Source organism: Deinococcus misasensis DSM 22328, from assembly GCF_000745915.1.
In the GTDB taxonomy this organism is placed as follows: domain Bacteria; phylum Deinococcota; class Deinococci; order Deinococcales; family Deinococcaceae; genus Deinococcus_C; species Deinococcus_C misasensis.
In genome coordinates this window covers 52,797-70,362 of sequence record NZ_JQKG01000016.1, presented here as the reverse complement: position 1 = coordinate 70,362, position 17,566 = coordinate 52,797, and the positions used below count along the sequence as shown (strand labels likewise).

Sequence of the window (17,566 nt, the reverse complement as noted above, 5' to 3'; positions counted from 1 at the left end):
TTTTGCACAGATGAATTCAGGATGAAGTGATGGAATGGTCAGATTTCACACCATTTTTGGTTTTTCATGGATCAGGTTCAAGTTGCAACGCTGATGCAACGCCCCCTTGTGTACCGTGTGCCCAGAGGACCCCACCATGCGACACACATCCACCCCATTGCACAACATTTTTCTGATCTCTCTGACCCTGCTGGGAGCTGCCCACGCCCAGAGGGGACCCATCAAAGCCCCCAATCCTGTCCCGGTTCCTGCACCCGCTCTGTCCAAATATCCCCCTCTGGACGGCAGTGCCAGCGAATTCTTTCAGAAGCTGCACAACCCACCCGGCGCACAAATCCAGAAACTCGGGCAAAGAACCTATGACGGGTTGCCCCGCAAGAACGTGCAACTGACCCCGCAAGGGGTGCAGGCCTGTCAGGTGAATCCCCAGCAGAACCCGTTCAGCCTGTCCAGCTTTCTGGGCGATTTCGATCAGGCCTCCCGAAATTCCCAGAGTCCCATCTGGTTGGGCAACATCATCCAGACCGGACCCCTGTTTGAAGGAAAAGGCATTGTGCCGGTGGGTCTGGACAGTGGGTTCAGGCAAAACCTGACCCTCACCACCAACGAACTGACTTTCTCTGGCAATCAGGTGACGTTTGCACCCACCCAATCGGCATACAACAATGGCCGGGCCACCCTGTTTCAGAATTTCAATGCTTCCGGGGTGTCGCGCAGTGTGGGCAAGTTCAACTTCCTGTCCACGGAAAGCAGCAGCAGTGAAAACACCCTGCTGAAAGCCGGATTTGCAGTTTCCTACGCAGGGGCCAAACTGAAAGGGAATCTTGAAAGCAGCACCCAGAGCAGCCAGAACCAGATTTTTGCGGTGTTCTACCAGAAGGCCTTTGAACTGAGCCTCGACCTGCAAGGTCAAGGCACGTTAAGAGGACTGATCCAGCCTGGCTTGAAAGCCAGTGACCTGAAGGCCCTTGCAGACAGGGGCGAGTTGACATACAACAACCTGCCCGCAGTGATCACCGGAATCAACTATGGACGGATCATCATGGTTTCGATGACCTCCTTTTATAGCACCGCACAGATGAAAGCTGCACTGGAAGCCTCTTACAACGGAGTGGTGAATGCACAGGGCAACCTCGGGTATGAAAGCAAACGGGTGTTGCAGGAAAGCACCTACCGCGTGGTGGTGCAAGGGGGCAACGAAAGCGAAGTCAAAAATGTGCTGCAAAGTGGGGCAGACCTTGCCACCTACTTCAAGAACTTCGAGAAAAAACCGCTGGCTCTGGAAGAATTTCAGCCGATTTCCTTCAACCTGAGCTATCTGGGCACTGGAGGCAGCGTCACCCAGGAAGGCATTCTGGTGGATGGGTACAACACCTGCCGGAACCTTGTCCCGAGGGTCTACGTGCGTTTCAACAACCGCAATGATGATGGGGACAACAAACTGGAGGTTTATGGAGACATCCGCATGGATGGACAGGTGGTGTGGAATGCGACCGATGAACGCACCGTTGATGTGCCCACAGGGGTCTTGCAACGCATGGATGACCGCTTTGGCGATCCTTACCCATCCCTGCTGGACACCACCACGTGGCAAAACCGCCTGACCCGCTTTGACATCAACCTCACCGATTACGATCCCACCGTGCTGGACAAAGACGAAACCATCGCCAAATACAGCTTTGATGTGAACTGGAATGACCTGATCGCAGACATGCAAAGAAACCCCACTGCCCCCTATTTTGAAAAGGTCTTCTCCAACAACGGCATGGACGTGGTGGTGAGGGTCGAGCGGTAAGCCAATCACTCAAGCCAATTCAGAATCAAAAAGACCAGAGCTTCAAAACTCTGGTTTTTTTGATGCATGGTTTTTCAGGCTCGCTGTAAACCGACCCCCTACAGCCCGGCATCTCTGGCCTTCAGCAACGCTTGCGCCCGGTCCCGCACCTGCAATTTGTCGTACACCAGAGAAACGTGGTTGCGCACGGTTTTCATGCTGATTCCGAGTTCGCCCGCAATTTCGGCGTTGCTGAGGCCTCTGGAAAGCAAGGTCAGCACTTCTTTTTCCCGTTCTGTGAGGTCTGCAAGGTCGATGGTCGGGTCTTTCTTCTCGGGCATGGGGTTGCTGAAATAACGCAGCATCCTTGTGGCGATGCCTGCGGAGAAGATCGCCTCGCCGTTGTGGACCGCTTCGATGGCTCGGGTCAATTCGGTGCGGTTGGCGTCTTTCAGGACGTAACCTTTCGCTCCAGCACGCATGGCAGCAAACACGCTTTCATCGTCGTCGAACATGCTGACCACCAGAATGCGGGTGTCTGGCAGGCTTTTCAGGATCTCTCGGGTGGCTTCGATGCCCGAGCGTCCCGGCATTCTCAGGTCCATCAGGATCACCTGAGGCCGGAATTTGAGGGCCTGATGGATGGCGTCTTCGCCGTGGATGGCTTCGCTGACCACCTGAAACTCGGGGTTGCGTTCCAGCATGGCCCGGACCCCTTCGCGGTAAAACGGATGGTCGTCGGCAATCAGGATGTCAATCATGGTGTTCTCCCAGAGGCAAATTCACCTGCACGGTCAGGCCGTCTGTGTGGTTCTGGAGCAGCAAGGTGCCGCCCAATTCTTCGGCCCGTTCTTGCATGGACCGCAGGCCGATGCCCATTTGCAGGTCGGCGGGCAGGCCGTGTCCATTGTCCTGCACCTGCAAAGACAACATGGCCCCAGAGGTCTGTAAAAAGATGGTGACCTGACTGGCCCCAGCGTGTTTCACCACATTGTTGAGGGCTTCCAGTGCAATGCGGTAAGTGGCCACCTCGACGGCAGCAGGCAAAGGGGGCAAATTTTCGGCGTGCAGATCAGCATGGATGGGCATGCCCAGCAGGTGTTCTTTGAGCGCACCCACCATGCCCAGTTCATCGAGGGCCGGAGGACGCAAACGGTACACCATCCGCCTGAGGTCGGCAATGCAGCGTTTGAGGTGTTGCTGGATGCCTTCCAGCATCTGGTGCTGCTCCTGAGGATCGGAGGTGTCCATGAGGGTGTCGAGCCTCTGGTACAGACCTGCAAGGGTGGGGGCGATGCCGTCGTGCAGGTCGGCCCTGAGGCGGCGGCGTTCTTCTTCGCGGGCCAGCACCAGTTGTTCTCTGGACTGCTGCAAAGCGGCCCCCTGTCTGAGGGCGTATTCCAGCACCGAAAGCTGCCTGCTGAGCACTTCCAGTAAGGTTTTTTCCTGTCCAGAGAACCCTTCCGGACTGCGTGGCGAGAAATCCACCTGCCCGAGGTGCTGGTCCTGAAATTCCAGCTTGACCGAAAAAGGGGGGTAGGGCATGGGTTCCTCTCCAAGGCTGAGCATCTGGTTGCCTTGCAGGCGGATGGAGGGCAAGCCCAGACTGTCCTGAATGGATTTCAAGGTGGACATCCGTAAATTGGCAGTGTTCTCTGGGGTGCCAGAAGGTTTCAGGCGATTCAGAATGGCGTAGGGATCGTCCCGCTCGCCGTACAGGCTGCGGTTGATCCACCTCTGGATCTGGTCCCTGAGGGGTTGCACCAGCAGGGCCACCACCACCGAAGTCACCAGATAGTAGGGGAGGGGGGTTTGCAAACTGAGCACAACACCCAGAATCAAGACCATCAGGGTGTGCAGCATGACCAACCAGAGGGTCAAAAGTGTGTAAACGAAAGTGCGGTTCAGGCTCCACGGAATGCCAAACAGGCGGTCCCGAAAAACCGCCAGACTGACCGAAATGCCAAACCAGCCGGCCAGCATGCTCTGGGTGAGGTTCTGTACGGTGTGCAGCACGGTGGCGGTTGGAGAATCGTTGGGAATCCCGAGGGCAGGCAACACCACCCGGGCCAACTGGTTGAACACGATGAACGCCACCCCCATCCCGATTCCGCTGGGCAGGATGGTGCGGATTTGGTCACGTTCGGTGGGATCTCCAGTGCGGTACCTCTGGGTCAGGGCAATCAGGGGCAGCAAAGGAACCCCCAGATTGATCAGGATGTTGAAAAAGGCTGACCAGTTTTCGTAGGCCAGAGGGCTTTCCCGAAAAAACTGGTTGAAGAAACACAGCACCAGCCAGCCCACCCCTGCAAATGCAGCCCATTTTGGAAAAAAGCGACCACTCGGGAAGGTGAGGCCCAGCAGAATCACCCCGCCCATGGCCAGAAAAGCCACGTAATGGTGCACCAAGGGGGCAGGGTAGGCCGCTTCTACAGCGAGGCGCACCGGAATGTTGATCACATCGCCGAGCCATCCGGTGAGCAGCATCAGTGACAGCAGCAACCCGCCGGGGTGCTCGCTTTTGAACCTGAACAGCACAAAAGCCATGCCGATCCATGGCACAGCTGCCACCACAATGGCCAGAGCCTGCAACCCGGCATGCAAAGCCAATGGAAACCCCAGTTCAGCGAACCACTTCAGGGACATCGGACAGCCCACATCCAGACCATTCCTGCACGGACTGATCAGGTAAGACTGGTATTCCACCTTCACCCCGAGCAGCAGTTCCAGCAGAACCAGCACTGCTGTGAACACCCACACCCCCCTGAAAAGGGGCATCCAGAGGGACCGGGAGAGGGGCATTCCACCATGATAAACACTGAAGGGATTTTGCTCACGGGACCAAGTCCCGGGACTGCGGCCCCATGTGGGAGCAGGAAGGTCTTGTTTACCATCCAGAGGATCATGTGGCACATCAAACTGCTGGGACATCCGGTTGTTTCCCGTTCAGGTCAGGTTTTCAAAGTCACCCCCCGCAGGCTCAGCATCCTGACGGTGTTGGCCCTTGAGGGTCCGATGTTGCGCAGCCAACTGGCCGATTTGCTGTGGGACGAAAGTGCACCCGAAACCGCCCGCATGAACCTGAGGGTGGAGTTGCACCGCATGAGACAGGATTTTGCTGGTTTGCTGCAAACCGGAGAAATGCTTTCCCTGCCAGAGTGCACCACCGATGTGGACGGCTTTCTGTCCCTCCTGCAAGACCATCAATTCGAAGCGGCCATCCAGTTGTGTGCAGGTGAATTGCTGCAAGGATGGGAAATCTGGGAAGGTCCTGCCCTGCAAAGTTGGCTGGAACTCCACCGTGAAAAGATGCGGCAACACCTGCTCTGGGCTTTGCAATCGGCAGCCCAGCAAGCCGAACATCTTGGGGCTTGGCAAAAAGCTTTGCAGCACCACCGTCAGGCCCTGCGGATCAACCCTTATCTGGAGCACCACCATCAGGGCAGCATCCGTTGCCAACTGCACATGGGCGAACGGCAAGAAGCCCTGCGTGCCTACCAGAGGTGTCAGGCCCTGTTCCAGGAAGACCTCGGGATGCTGCCTTTGCCAGACACCACCCAGTTGGTTTTGAACTTGCAGGGGATGTGATCCGTTTACACTGAGGCATGCTTTCCCTTTCCAGAGGTCAAAAACAGGCATTGCCGGATGGGCTGTTGCAGCGTCCCCTCACCTTCATTCTGAAGTTTCAGAATCCTGAAAATCTGGTGCTGGATGCAGGTTTGTTTGGTGTGGATGCTCAGGATCAGCTTTCCGATGACCGTTATTTTTGTTTTTTCAATCAACCCGAAAGTCCAGAAAAAGCCTTGCAATTGCTTCCTGCTCAGGGTTCAGAATCCGCCCGTTTTCAGGTGGAATTGAACCGCCTGCCTGAGTCCATCCACAAACTGGTGTTCACCGTTTCGATTGATGGACACGGCACCATGAAAGACCTTCCCTCGGGCAGTATCGAACTGTATGCGGAGGGTCAGGTGCAGCACCGTTTCGAGGTGAGCGGTTCGGATTTCGATCAGGAAAAAGCGGTGATCCTGCTGGAGGTGTACCGCAAGGGCGGATGGCGAATTGGTGCAGTGGGACAGGGTTTCTCTGGTGGCCTTTCAGATCTGCTGAAAGCCTACGGCGGTCAGGAAGCTGAAGAAACGCCTCCTCCTGCCCCCAAAGTCCAATTGAACAAAGCGGTGGACCTTGAAAAGAAAGTCCAGAGCCACCCCAAGGGTCAGAAACTGGTTTCTCTGGTCAAAACCGTGAATGTCACCCTTGAGAAAAAAGGCCTCTCAGACCTCACGGCAGCGGTGGTGATGGCAATGGACGCCACCGGAAGCATGCAAAAAGCCTACCGCTCGGGTCTGGTGCAGAGCGTGGTGGACCGTCTGGGTGTGCTGGCCATGCGCCTCGATGACGATGGAAAACTGGAAACATGGTTTCACTGCAGGGAACACCTCAGGACCCCGGACATCACGCTGGACACGCTGGACGGTTATGTGACCCGCACGGTTTTGGATGCCAACGGAAAATTTGTGCAACCGTTTGGCAGTGCCAACAACGAACCGCCCATCATGAAAGCCCTGATCGAGCGGCACAAAAACAGCCGTCAACCTGTCCTGATCGTGTTCATTTCGGATGGAGGGGTGAAGCTCTCTGGGGAAATTCGCGATTTGATTGTGCAGGCCGCCCATTTCCCGATTTTCTGGATGTTTGTGGGGCTGGCCGGGCAGAATTATGGGGTGCTGGAAAAACTGGATGACCTGCCCAACCGGGTGGTGGACAATGCCGATTTCTTTGCCATCGATGACTTGCAGCACATCACCGATGAAGAGCTTTATGGGCGGTTGCTCAATGAATTTCCCGGCTGGTTGACCCAGGCCCGGAGGCAAAACATTGTGCAGTGATCTTGTGCCAGAACTCAGCTTTCCAGATGAGGCGCGAAATGCAAGTCGATGCTGTTCAGGTCCTGGTCCTGCAGGGCCTGCAGCATCCCGAGGCAACGCATCCAGAAACGTTCCGGAGCCTCCTGAATGACCAGATGGCTTCTGCCACTCAGCAGGTCAATGAATTCGATGCGGGTCAGGTGGGGCCTTGAGGTGGGAACAATCGCTTTGATGTGACGGATGCGTAAACTGCGGATGTCTCCCTGCATGGTCTCGACCAGCAGGTGGTCGGGGGTGTAGAGGGGAACCATGGGCAACACACTGTAAAGGTCTGCATTCATGCCAGCACGTCCTGGTGGTGAGAGGGCGGTCACTGCACTGGGCTCTGGGAACGTTTACGAAAACCAGCAGTGATTACAGAATCATAACACTATTCATTCTTAAAAATAAAGTCAAGTCGGATCATCCCTTATTGCTCCTGCAAGTTGTTGAATCGTTTCACGAGTCACTCGGTTTTTACACCAATCAGGTGAAATCACAATGAAAAACCTCTTCTGAAGCGGTTTTCTTGATTTTTTTCAAGAGAGGGTCTGTGTATTGTTGGGATGTCTGGCAATGAAAGCCTGGGCCTGAAAGTCAAAGTCCTTTGAAAAAGGGAACAGTGCTTTTTTCCGAAACAGGCCGGGCAAGCTTTGCAAATCCTGACACACCGCTCCCTCTGAAAGCACCAGCAAAGCAGGCCATCCCAGAGCTGCAAGTTCTGGAGAAAGGTAGCCAGATTTCACCACCAGCACTGAAAAATCAGCGGGATTCAGGTGCAGTTCCTGAAAATCTTTCAGGTCATGAAAAGGCCTGCGTTTTTCGCACAACACCACCACAATGCCCTGCGTTTCCACCACAGCACACACTCCGTAATGCGTATTACAAAGTTGCATGACTGTCAGCCGTGCCTGAACTTTTGGACCTGTGGGGTCCAGTTCACCTCCCAAAACCACCTCCACTTCCTGCCCTACACCCACCGAACCACAGTAAAGGGTGACCTCTGGTGCCGTGATTCCAGCCACCAGAGCGTTTTGAACGTTTTCTTCCAGCAACGTTTTCAGCACATCTGTCCGGTCTCCCACACCACCTGCGGTTGGGTTGTCGCCAGAGTCGGCCAGAATCCGGTGGGGTGCATTTCCTGCGTGCAACCAGTCCATGACCTGTTCCAGAGGCCGTGCATCCGTGCCAAATTGGAATTCATGCCGATGGTCCCAGTACATCTGGGCCATGTGCAGGGTGGCCTCCTGCATGGCTTTCAGGTCTGTTCCGGTGGTGACCACACTGGCACTGCTGCGCTCGTGGTCGGCCCACACGTAACCCACCATCAGGGACACCTCCCACACCCCTTCAGACTCCAGTTCAGGCAAACGGGCATACAGGCTTCGGGCGGGTTCATCCACTGTGCTGGTCATTTCGCCGGGCAGCAACACGGGCACCGGACACCAACACACCGAGGGCCTGACCCCCTGATCCAGAGCCCGATGCAAATGATGAAACCCCCTCTGGCGGGTTTCCAGCACGTCAATGTGGGGTGCAGTTCGGTAGGCTGCAAACATGTCGATTCCACCCACCACCTGCTGTGAGACATTCCCGTGCAGATCACAGCTCACAGAGACGAGCACCTCTGGACCCACCAGAGCCCGCACCGCCTGAATCCAGTCGCCTTCAGGGTCCCGAAGGTCTTCCACGGCCATGGCCCCATGCATCAAAAGGTACACCCCATCCAGAGGCAAAGCCGCTTGCAGGAGGTCCAAAAAGCGGCTTTTGAACCCCTGATAGGCTTCTCTGGAGACCGGACCACCGGGCAAGGCTCTGGCATGCAAAAGGGGAATGAGATCCGTGTCCTCTGGAGCCTGCAAATCAAACATGGGATGGTCCAGCAGGTCCTGCCCCTGAAGCACCAGAAAGTCCTGTTCGGTGGTCAGCACCGGATTGAGGGTGCCGCTTTCAATGTGGATGCCGCCAAAAGCAATGCGTTTTTTCATGCGTTCACCTGTTGCCCGAAAAGGTGGAGGGAAAACCTCCACCTTGAAAGTTGTGTTTGTAGAGCAGCATAACCGATGGGACCGGGCGAGGCATGCCTCGCCCCTACACTTTGGCCTTCTCAGTACACTTCAAACTCGTAAATGCGTGCTGCTGGATCACCAGACTGGGACGCTGCCGTCACATTCAAACGCACGAAACGGGCTTTGACCGGCAGGATTTTGACTTTGCTTTCGTCTGTACTGTTGTCGGTCACGGTGGCCACCGTTTTCCATGGGTCCGATTCGTTTTCTTTCACCTGAATGTTGAAATCGCGGGTGTTGAAATCGGCAGGTTCTCCGCCCAGAGCTGCATGTTTGACCACAAATCGGCTGACATCCTTCACCTCTCCGAGGTCCACTTCCATCCATTTTTCCTTGCCCAGAGAGCACCATTTGTCGCTGTTGCCCCCATTGACAGTGCCGTTCACGGCTTTCTCTGGACCCTCTGGGGCACCGCAAGCACTGTCTGCCTTGGTGGGACGGTTCAGGGCGTAATTGATGGTGTTGATGGGGGTGTTGTTGCCGTACACCTCCAGTTCATAAATGCGTGCAGCAGGATCGCCCGAGTTGGTGGGTTTCAGCACCACCAGACGCACGTAGCGGGCTTCAGTGGGCGGAATGGTGTGGCTGGATTCGTTCGAAACGTTGTCGCGCACGGTCACCACGGTTTTCCAGGTTTCCTCGGGGGTGCTTCTGACCTGCAAGGCGAATTCGCGGGTGTTCAGCTCGGGGTCTTCGCCCCCTGCTCCAGCGTGTTTGATCACAAATCGGCTGAGTTCCATCACGGCCCCGAGGTCGAGTTCCATCCACTTGTCTTTGCCCAGAGAGCACCACTTGTCGCTGCCTCCAGTGTCAAAGGTGCCGTTGATGGCTTTCTCTGGACCCTCGGGGGCACCGCAAGCACTGTCCGAGGTGGCGGTTTTGCCCACAGCAAGGTTGTCTTTCCCGATGGGTGAGGGTTTGTCGCTGAATTCGTTTTTGGCCAGAGACACACTGCCTGCGATGTCTTTCCATGCAAAAGTGGTGCTGGCCACCGCTGAACGGCCCCGCTCTGGAGACACCGCCTCCACTTCCAGCACGCTGGAAGGTTCCACATTCAGACGTTTGAGGCCAGAAACGTAGTAATGGTTGTTGGGGGTGGCCCCGAGGAACACTTTTGAACCGTCTGCATTGCGCTTGTACAGGTTGTAATGCAGAACAGGGGTGCTGGCTTTGCCCCAGTTCAGCCTGAGGTTGGCGGTATCTGAGTCAGGCTGCATGCTGGACAGCACTTTCAGGTCGGTTGGGGCAGAGGGGGCGTCCACATCCCCTTTCAGGAAGCCCAGTTGCCCGATGTTCATCTGGTAGGCATCTGCTTTGCCAGAGAACACCAGAGACACCACGCTGATGGTTTTCCCTGCGTGAGCTGTCAAGCTGACGGTGTTGCTGTTCCACCCGTCGGTTCTGGCATCGCCCAGAGCAAGCGTGGTTGTGCTGCCATCCGTGAAGGTCAGGCGCACACCCAGACCAGAAGCCCCGGCTTTCTGGGGTTTGAACACCACATTCAAATGGCTGTCTTTTTCCAGTTTCAGCTGGGTCTGGTACAGCTTCAGGACGTTCTCACCGTCCAGTTTGCCAGTCACTTTCAGGGAGTTGCCTCCGTTGTAAGCGGTGTCAAAATCCATCGAGGGTTTCAAAGTGCCCTGCATCACCCAGCGGTAAGACGGCAGGATGTCCTGCACACTCAGGTTGTTCCACTCGCTCTGGGACAGCACCTGACCGTCAATGGCGTACTGCTTGCCCTGTCCCACATTGAAGCTGGTCACAAACGGCATCTGCTGAACAGAAGAGGCCGAAGGCACATAATACGCCAGTCCTTTCCAGGCCAGACTGGTGTCGATGTTGGCTGGGTTCCCGTTCAGACCCACCCAGAAAATGCTGTCTCGGGTGTAGAAATCTTCCAAGGTGCGGGTGGAGTTGTAGGTCCACTCGGGACGGTAAATGCCCAGAGAGGTCAACTGGTCCTTGTTGGGCGGAAAGAGCGCGTCCCAGTCCAGAGCGGTCACGAAACCGTTGGCCTCCACATCGATTCCGGTGTACAGGTCGTAAGGGCTGCGGCCCAGTTTTTTTGCAAGGTCGTGTGAACTCTGGTTGACCTCTGGGGTCCACCAGAAGTTGTTGAACATGCTGCTGGACGCCTGAAAGTACATCTGGTTTTTGGGGGTGAGGGCGTTTTGCCAGTCGATCTCGCCGTTTTCCACCATCGAGTCGTACCACATCACCTGCTTGCCGGATTTGTCTTTCAGGTACTGCACAAATTTGAGGGTTTGCTTGGCCAGAGCAGAGTCAGCCCCTTCGGTTTCCTGATTGATGAACCAGCCATCAAAACCGTAGAAGTGGGCGACCTCGATCATCTTGTCTGCCACAGGGAAAGTGCCGTCTTTTTCCTGCACGAGGTCTTTCAGCCACTGGATTTTTCCGCCATACACGGTGGGAGGCAAAAAAACCGTCCCAAGCACCGGAACCCCGTTTCGGTGGGCTGCATCAATCACGGTGCTGTTGGGGGCCAGAATCAAGCCCTCGCCAGCAGAGCCGCCCCAGAACACCAGTTGGTCCACATACTGCCAGTACTGCGGGCTGTAATACCGCATTCTGGCACTTCCCTGAGAAGGGTTTTGTGCCGTGGAATTAAAGGCCACCAGAGACACGATTCTGGCCTGATTGATTTTTGCAGAGGGGTTGGCCTGCGTCTTGGGATCAATGAAACGCTTTGCCAGAGGCACACTGCTCCGGTTGAACACAGCATCCGGGTCCTTCTCGGGGCTCCACTGCAAAAGTTGCTCTGGGAACCAGTAAGAGGCGTAAGGTTGCAGGTTGCTTTCCTGCGCAAGGGCAGCGCTGCCCATCAGTGTTGCAGTCAGTACGGCAAGGGAAACAAGGGGGGTTTTCATGGTTTTCTCCTCTGGATGCACGGGTCAAGGCCCGGAAAAAGGGTTTTGGGGATCAAAACAAAAACTCATTTGTTGGAGTGAACTGAAGCCAGAATGCTCTCGGCCCTCTCTTGGTTGTGAAACGTGCTCGTAGGATCGCCCGCCTCGCAATGACCGCTCGGCCCTTGGCCCTCGGCTCTCGGCCCTCGGCCCTCGGCAACTGTGCCCACAATGTCAATCAACTCCGCTGCCAGAGCCGCACCCAGCACCCCGGCTTCATTTCCGAAGTGGGCCGCTTCAATGGGCGGAGCCACCCATCCCGAGATGCTTTGCTGGTAACTGTCCCGAACCATGTTCAGGTAGGTGTCGCCAAGGGCCACGGCAATGCCACCTCCCAGCACGATCACCTCGGGGTCGAAGGCTTTCACGCAACTGGCAAGGGCCACGCCGACGTGGTGGGCAGCCTGCCAGAGAATCCGCACGGCTTTTTCTTCGCCCTCTTGGAAGCGTTCAAACAGGTCATGGGTGGTCATGGGGGTCTGGTAAGCGAAGGTGGCTTCCCTTGCAAGGGCACGTCCAGAGGCAAGGGCTTCCAGACACCCGGCATTGCCGCATCCGCACATCGGACCGCCGGGAAGCACGGTCAGGTGCCCGATTTCTGCTCCCTGTCCGTGGCTGCCCCTCAGGGGTTTGCCGTCCAGAATCACCCCTCCGCCAATCCCAGTGGAAATGGTGATGAACAGGGAAGAGGTGGCCCCTTGCGCCGCCCCGAGGTGGTGCTCGGCCAGAGCGGCAGCGTTGGCGTCGTTCTCCAGTCGGGTGGGCAGCCCAAGTTTTTCTGCCAGTTTCTGCTGGATGGGGAAGTTGTCCACGCCTTTCAGGTTGGGGGCAAACCGGATGCTGCCAGAGCGGTAGTCCAGAGGTCCGGGGGTGGCGAGGCCCACCGCCAGAGGGTTGAGGCGGGCTTCTCGGGCGGCTTGCAGGGCGGCTTCTCCCATCAATTGCACGATGGCGTCTCCGCCTTCCTGGGGGGTGGGGAAAGTCAGGTGGGATTTCAATTCACCGTTCTGAAAGGCACCCACGGCAATTTTGGTTCCACCCAGATCAATGCCGATCACGCTCATTTGATGCTCCCGAGGGTCATGCCTTCCACGAAAGCCTTCTGGAACATGAAGAACACCACCACCACCGGCAACACCACCAAGGTGGAGGCGGCCATCAGGAGGTTCATGTCCACATCGTGCTGGGAACGGAACGCGGTCAGACCAATGGACAGGGTGTAGAGTTTCTCATCTTGCAGGTACAACAAGGGACCCAGAAAGTTGTTCCATGTGCCCAGAGCCGAGAAGATCGCCACCACCGAAAGGGCAGGTTTGGAAAGCGGCAGAATGATGCGCCACATGGTTTGAAATTCACTGGCCCCATCCACCCGGGCGGCTTCAGAGATCTCGAAGGGAATTTGCATCAAAAACTGACGCAGCAGGAACACGCTGAATGCAGCACCGAAGAAACTCGGGACGATCATGGGCAGGTAGGTGTTGATCCAGCCCAGTTTGGCAAAAATGATGAAGGTGGGAATCATGGTCACCGGAAAGGGAATGAACATGGTCGCCAGCATGATGCCGAACAGGGCATCCCGCCCTTTCCAATGGATCCGCGAAAAGCCGTAAGCAATCACGAAATTCGAGGCCACACTGCCGATGGTGCTCAGCACGGTGATCAGCACCGTGTTCCCGAGGTAACGCCAGAACGGGAAATATCCCATCGCCTCGGTGAAGTTCTCCCACTTCCAGATTTTGGGAACAAGGGTGGGTGGAAAGACGGAAAGCTCTGGGGCTTCTTTCAGGGCGGTGTTGATCATCCAGTAAAAAGGGGACAGGAACAGCAGGCAAGCCACAACCAGCACAATGCGGGCCAACCACATGGACTTTTTGGTGCGGGTCATGACACCACCTCGTAATTGACCCAGCGTTTGGACCACCAGAACAGCAGCACAGCCAGCAGCACACTCACGATGAACAGGAACCACGACAGTGCAGAGGCGTAACCCATCTGTCCGTAACGGAAAGCGTTGTTGTACAGGTAGAAAACGTAAAACAGGGTGGAATCGGCAGGCCCACAGCCCGTGGTGATGTAGGCGCTTTCGAAAACCTGCAAGCCACCAGAGAGACCCGTGATGATGTTGTACAGAATCACAGGGGTGAGCAGGGGCAAGGTGATGAAGCGGAACTTGTGCCAAGGGGTTGCACCGTCAATGTCGGCGGCTTCATACAGGGTTTTGGGAATGCCACGCAAACCCGCCAGAAAGATCAGTGCGTTGCCTCCAGCTCCGACCTGTGCCAGCAGCACAATCGCGAACTTCGACCACTCGGGATCGCCAAACCAGTCAATGGTGGGCACCCCGAACATCCCGAGGAACAGGTTCACCAGACCAAATTTGGGGTTCAAAAGCCAGATGAAAATGAACGAAACCGCAAAAGCAGGCAGGATTGAAGGCAGATACAGGATGGTGCGGTACAGACCGATCTCGGGCAGGGCCTGGTTCATGGCGAAAGCCAGAATCAAGGCTACCACCACACCGATGGGAATGGCCAGCACCGTGTAGTACAGGGTGTTTTGCAGGGCTTTGTAGAAGATCTCGTCCTGAAACATCCGCTGGTAGTTTTCCAGACCCACGAAATTGGGGGTGCCAAACCCGGTGAAGTCGGTGAGGCTCAGGTAAGCGGAAGACACAATCGGGTAAGCCAGAAACACCAGAAAACCGATGATCCACGGGCTGACGAAAAGCAAACCCAGCCAGAAGTTGTGCTTCTCGCCTCGGGTCATGCTCATCCGGCCCAGAAAGCCTGATTTGGTGGGGTTTGGGGTTGCAGTTTGTCTCATGGGGTGTCCTTTGATGCGTTGATCCGTGAAACAAGAGGAGTCTGCTCTTGTTTCAAGAACCCAAGCTCTGACAGACCACTTTTGTTTCTCTGTCAAAAGCCCTTAAAACAGGGGAGGGGTGGTGGGGTAAGCGCAAAGTCGCTGCTCTTGGTGATGTTGTGTCGAAAATCATCAGCGTTCAGCAAGAAGAAAAGGCTTTCTCCCATCTTTTGAGACCCAAAGACCCGTGAGGTTTTCCCTTTTTGGGTTGCTGTTCTCAAGAGCGAAGGCCGAACCGTGTGCTTTGTGCTGCCGGCTGAACGCTGATGGCTGATGGCTACCTCACTTGCAGAAACGTCTCAGCTGGTTGTTCACCCGGTCTTCCACCTGTTTGAGGGCCGCCAGAGGTTCCATCTGATTGAGGATCACTTTGCCCTGAGCGCTGGTCAGTTGGTCCCAGTACAGTGCGCCCACAGGCAGTGCAGGACGGGATTTGGCGTAAGGCAGCAGGTTCTTGAAGAAGGTGTGCTTGCTGTCAAACAGCCCCTTTTCGTTCAGCAGTTTCTTGACGGTGGGCAGGTGGCTGGTGGCCTTGATGTAGGTGCGTTGTCCTTCGGCCCCGGCCATGTAGCGCATGAAGGTGAAAGCCTCCTCGGGGTTTTTGGCCCCTCTGGGCATCACCAGAGACCAACCTCCGGCCCAGCTCACTTTTTTGCCGTTGGGGGTGGGAATGTAGGTGATGCCGTAATCCACATCCGGGGCGTTCTTTTTCATTCCGGCGATGTCCCAGTCTCCAGAGATCGAAAAGGCCAGTCTGCCCGTGATGAACGGCCCTTTGACGCTGCCAGAGTAGGTGGAGAGGAAAGTCTGGACTTTCTTGGGATCGAGGTTTTTGGCGTAGTCGTACAGGAACTGGAACCCGGCCACCACATTTTTGTCGGTGGGGGTGACTTTGCAATTTTTCTCGTCGTAGAAGTCTCCTCCGAAGGCGTAACCCCATGTGTAGTGCCAGCCCTGATTGTCCCACGGCACCATCCCGAGGCGGGTGTAATTCCCTTTGTCGTCGGTTTTGTTGACTTTGTTGGCGATGTCCACAATCAATTTGATGGAAGGCACCCCGTTTTTGGGGTCCAGAATGCTCGGGTCCACCCCGACCTCTTTCAGGATGTCTTTGCGGTAGTACAGCACCCGGGTGTCGGTGTCAAAAGGCAGGGCGTAGGTCTGGCCTTTGAACTGGGTTTCCTCCCACGCAAACGGCAGGTAGTCTTTGGCAATGTTGGGCGATTGGGTTTTGATGTAGGGGTCCAGAGGTTGCAGGAATCCCGATCCAGCCCGCTCTGACACGATGAAACGGTCCAGCATGTAGATGTCGGGTCCGGTGCCACCAGCAATGGCGGTGGTGAGTTTTGCGGTGTCGGTTTCGCTGCCGGCCACCTGCACCACTTTCACCTGAATGTCTTTGCTTTTCTTGTTGAAGTTCTCGGCGATCTGTTTGATGGCGTTCAACTCTTCGTTGCCGTGTGAGACCCACAGGGTCACCTCTACGGGTTCGGCGAGGGCAAGGCTTGAGAGCATCAACAGGGAGGTCAAAACCGTCTTTTTCATGTGCTTCCTCTCTCCGCTGGGGTGTCCAGCAGAAGCAATGGTTTTCCGTGCAGTCCAGAGGGGCCTCTGGCTGCTTGCGGTCAAATGGGGGGGTGCTTACTCGCGGACTTTTTTCATGAGCACTTCGGTGCTCGGGGCTGCCCCTTCCACAAAGGGCAAACTGGCTGCGCCGAAACAGGCGGCTTCCCAGGAGAGTTCTGCACGTTCCAGACGGGCGTGTCTGGCCATGCCCTGCATCCCGAGGTGGGGCAGGCGTTTTTTGAGGCGTTCCAGCAGGTGGTCAACCATGGGATCGGGCAATCGGCCTCCCATGCAGATCACATCGGGATTCAGCAGGTTTTCGATGGTGATGAGGGCCATGCACAGGTAATCCACCGCCTGATCCACCCACTTGTGCACCGCAGGGTGTCCGGCTTCAAAGAGGGGCAGCACCTCCTCGATTTTGCTGAGGTGGATGCCTTCACGTTCCATGTCTTCAAAGAAAGCTGCCAGAGACACATAGCGTTCCAGACAGCCTTGACCTCCGCAGGTGCAGGGCCTGCCGTCTTTGACCACTGGAATGTGGCCGATTTCAGCGGTGTTGCCCCATGCGCCGTGGTAAATTTCTCCGTTCAGGACCATCCCTCCGCCCAGCCCCACCCCGAAGTACAGGTAGAAGTAATCCCGGGTGTGCCGTCCCACCCCGTACCATCGTTCTCCAATGGCCGCAGAGGTGGAGTCGTTCTCGATGAAGATCGGGTAGGGGGTGTGCTTTTCAAGGCTTTCCCGAAAAGAGAACCCATCCCAGCCGGGGAAATTGGGAGGGGAGAGCAGTTTTCCGGTGTGGGTTTCCAGAGGGCCGGGCAGGGCCACGCCCACCCCCCAGATGCGGGATTTGTCGATGCCAGAGGTTTCGCTGAGCTGTTCAATCATGTGCAGGAACAGCGGAATGGCCCGGTCGGGGGTGGGGAAATTCAGGTCATAGATGATTTTTCCTTTCACGTTTCTGGAGAGGTCCATGATCAGGCCCATCACGTGGTCGCGGTCCAGATGCAGGCCAATGGAAAAGGCGCCGTCAGGCTTGAGTTGCAACTCCAGAGGGGGTTGTCCCCGTCCACCGAGTTTCTTTCCGAGGGCTTGCACAATGCCCATCTCCATCAGCTCGGTGACGATGTTGGATACAGCTTGCAGGGTGAGTCCGGTCTTTCGGGCGATGTCCGCTCTGGAGATGGGGGCGTGGAGTCGAATGGCTTCCAGCACCACCCGGCGGTTGTGGGAACGTGCGTATTCGAGGTTGGTGCCTGAGAGCATGGAAATCTCCCTGTCATGAATGGGGGTCTTGGATGGGTGCTTTTTGACCCGGTTCAGGGCTTTCGATGTGGGGGCTTTACAGCCTGTGGGGGTATGGAGTAAAAATAACTCAAAATGATTTAATTAGTCAAGACGGTGTTCGCAGAGGATGAACCCACCTCCACCCACCCAACAGGCGAAAATGAGTCATTCGAG

13 protein-coding genes are annotated in these 17,566 nt (G+C 56.1%); 3 read left to right on the top strand and 10 right to left on the bottom strand.

All coding sequences use genetic code 11. From position 1 onward, the window contains the following. Window positions 1-136: 136 nt before the first annotated feature. The gene (locus Q371_RS12335; protein ID WP_034340992.1) at window positions 137-1,795 is read left to right on the top strand and encodes a thiol-activated cytolysin family protein; all 1,659 of its coding nucleotides are present in this window, start codon (window positions 137-139) and stop codon (window positions 1,793-1,795) included. A 98-nt stretch (window positions 1,796-1,893) separates the two neighbouring features. Here the strand turns inward: Q371_RS12335 and Q371_RS12330 are convergent, their stop codons facing one another. Both Q371_RS12330 and Q371_RS12325 read right to left on the bottom strand, forming a co-directional pair. Beyond that, window positions 1,894-2,535, bottom strand: a complete 642-nt coding sequence (locus Q371_RS12330) for a response regulator transcription factor (RefSeq protein ID WP_034340989.1) — start codon at window positions 2,533-2,535, stop codon at window positions 1,894-1,896. Next, window positions 2,528-4,576: a sensor histidine kinase gene (locus tag Q371_RS12325; RefSeq protein ID WP_034340986.1), complete on the bottom strand. Its 2,049-nt coding sequence runs from the start codon at window positions 4,574-4,576 to the stop codon at window positions 2,528-2,530. The genes Q371_RS12330 and Q371_RS12325 overlap by 8 nt, the downstream gene beginning before the upstream one ends. 102 nt (window positions 4,577-4,678) lie before the next feature. On the opposite strand from Q371_RS12325, the gene Q371_RS12320 reads away from it, so the two are divergent. Next, window positions 4,679-5,362, top strand: coding sequence for an AfsR/SARP family transcriptional regulator (locus Q371_RS12320; RefSeq protein ID WP_034340984.1), 684 nt, complete (start codon window positions 4,679-4,681; stop codon window positions 5,360-5,362). 17 nt (window positions 5,363-5,379) lie between these two features. Then, window positions 5,380-6,660, top strand: a complete 1,281-nt coding sequence (locus Q371_RS12315) for a VWA domain-containing protein (RefSeq protein WP_034340982.1) — start codon at window positions 5,380-5,382, stop codon at window positions 6,658-6,660. A gap of 14 nt (window positions 6,661-6,674) precedes the next feature. Here the strand turns inward: Q371_RS12315 and Q371_RS12310 are convergent, their stop codons facing one another. From Q371_RS12310 to Q371_RS12275, 8 genes are all read right to left on the bottom strand, one after another. Further along, window positions 6,675-6,980, bottom strand: a complete 306-nt coding sequence (locus Q371_RS12310) for a hypothetical protein (RefSeq protein WP_034340979.1) — start codon at window positions 6,978-6,980, stop codon at window positions 6,675-6,677. Between the two features lie 237 nt (window positions 6,981-7,217). Then, a complete protein-coding gene (locus Q371_RS12305; protein ID WP_034340976.1) occupies window positions 7,218-8,666 on the bottom strand; it encodes a M81 family metallopeptidase in 1,449 nt (482 codons plus the stop codon). A gap of 119 nt (window positions 8,667-8,785) precedes the next feature. Beyond that, complete coding sequence (locus tag Q371_RS12300; RefSeq protein ID WP_051964190.1) at window positions 8,786-11,635, bottom strand: endo-beta-N-acetylglucosaminidase; 2,850 nt, start codon at window positions 11,633-11,635, stop codon at window positions 8,786-8,788. Window positions 11,636-11,700: 65 nt separating this feature from the next. Then, complete coding sequence (locus tag Q371_RS12295) at window positions 11,701-12,738, bottom strand: ROK family protein (protein WP_084571400.1); 1,038 nt, start codon at window positions 12,736-12,738, stop codon at window positions 11,701-11,703. Next, entirely contained in the window at window positions 12,735-13,559 is an 825-nt protein-coding gene (locus Q371_RS12290) for a carbohydrate ABC transporter permease (protein WP_034340973.1), read from the bottom strand. Before Q371_RS12290 ends, Q371_RS12295 begins: the two co-directional genes overlap by 4 nt. Then, window positions 13,556-14,497: a carbohydrate ABC transporter permease gene (locus Q371_RS12285; protein WP_211253837.1), complete on the bottom strand. Its 942-nt coding sequence runs from the start codon at window positions 14,495-14,497 to the stop codon at window positions 13,556-13,558. Before Q371_RS12285 ends, Q371_RS12290 begins: the two co-directional genes overlap by 4 nt. 321 nt (window positions 14,498-14,818) lie before the next feature. Then, entirely contained in the window at window positions 14,819-16,081 is a 1,263-nt protein-coding gene (locus tag Q371_RS12280; protein ID WP_034340970.1) for an ABC transporter substrate-binding protein, read from the bottom strand. A 96-nt stretch (window positions 16,082-16,177) separates the two neighbouring features. Then, window positions 16,178-17,371 (bottom strand): ROK family transcriptional regulator, encoded by a 1,194-nt coding sequence (locus Q371_RS12275; protein WP_034340966.1) that lies wholly within the window; start codon window positions 17,369-17,371, stop codon window positions 16,178-16,180. Between the last annotated feature and the right edge of the window lie 195 nt (window positions 17,372-17,566).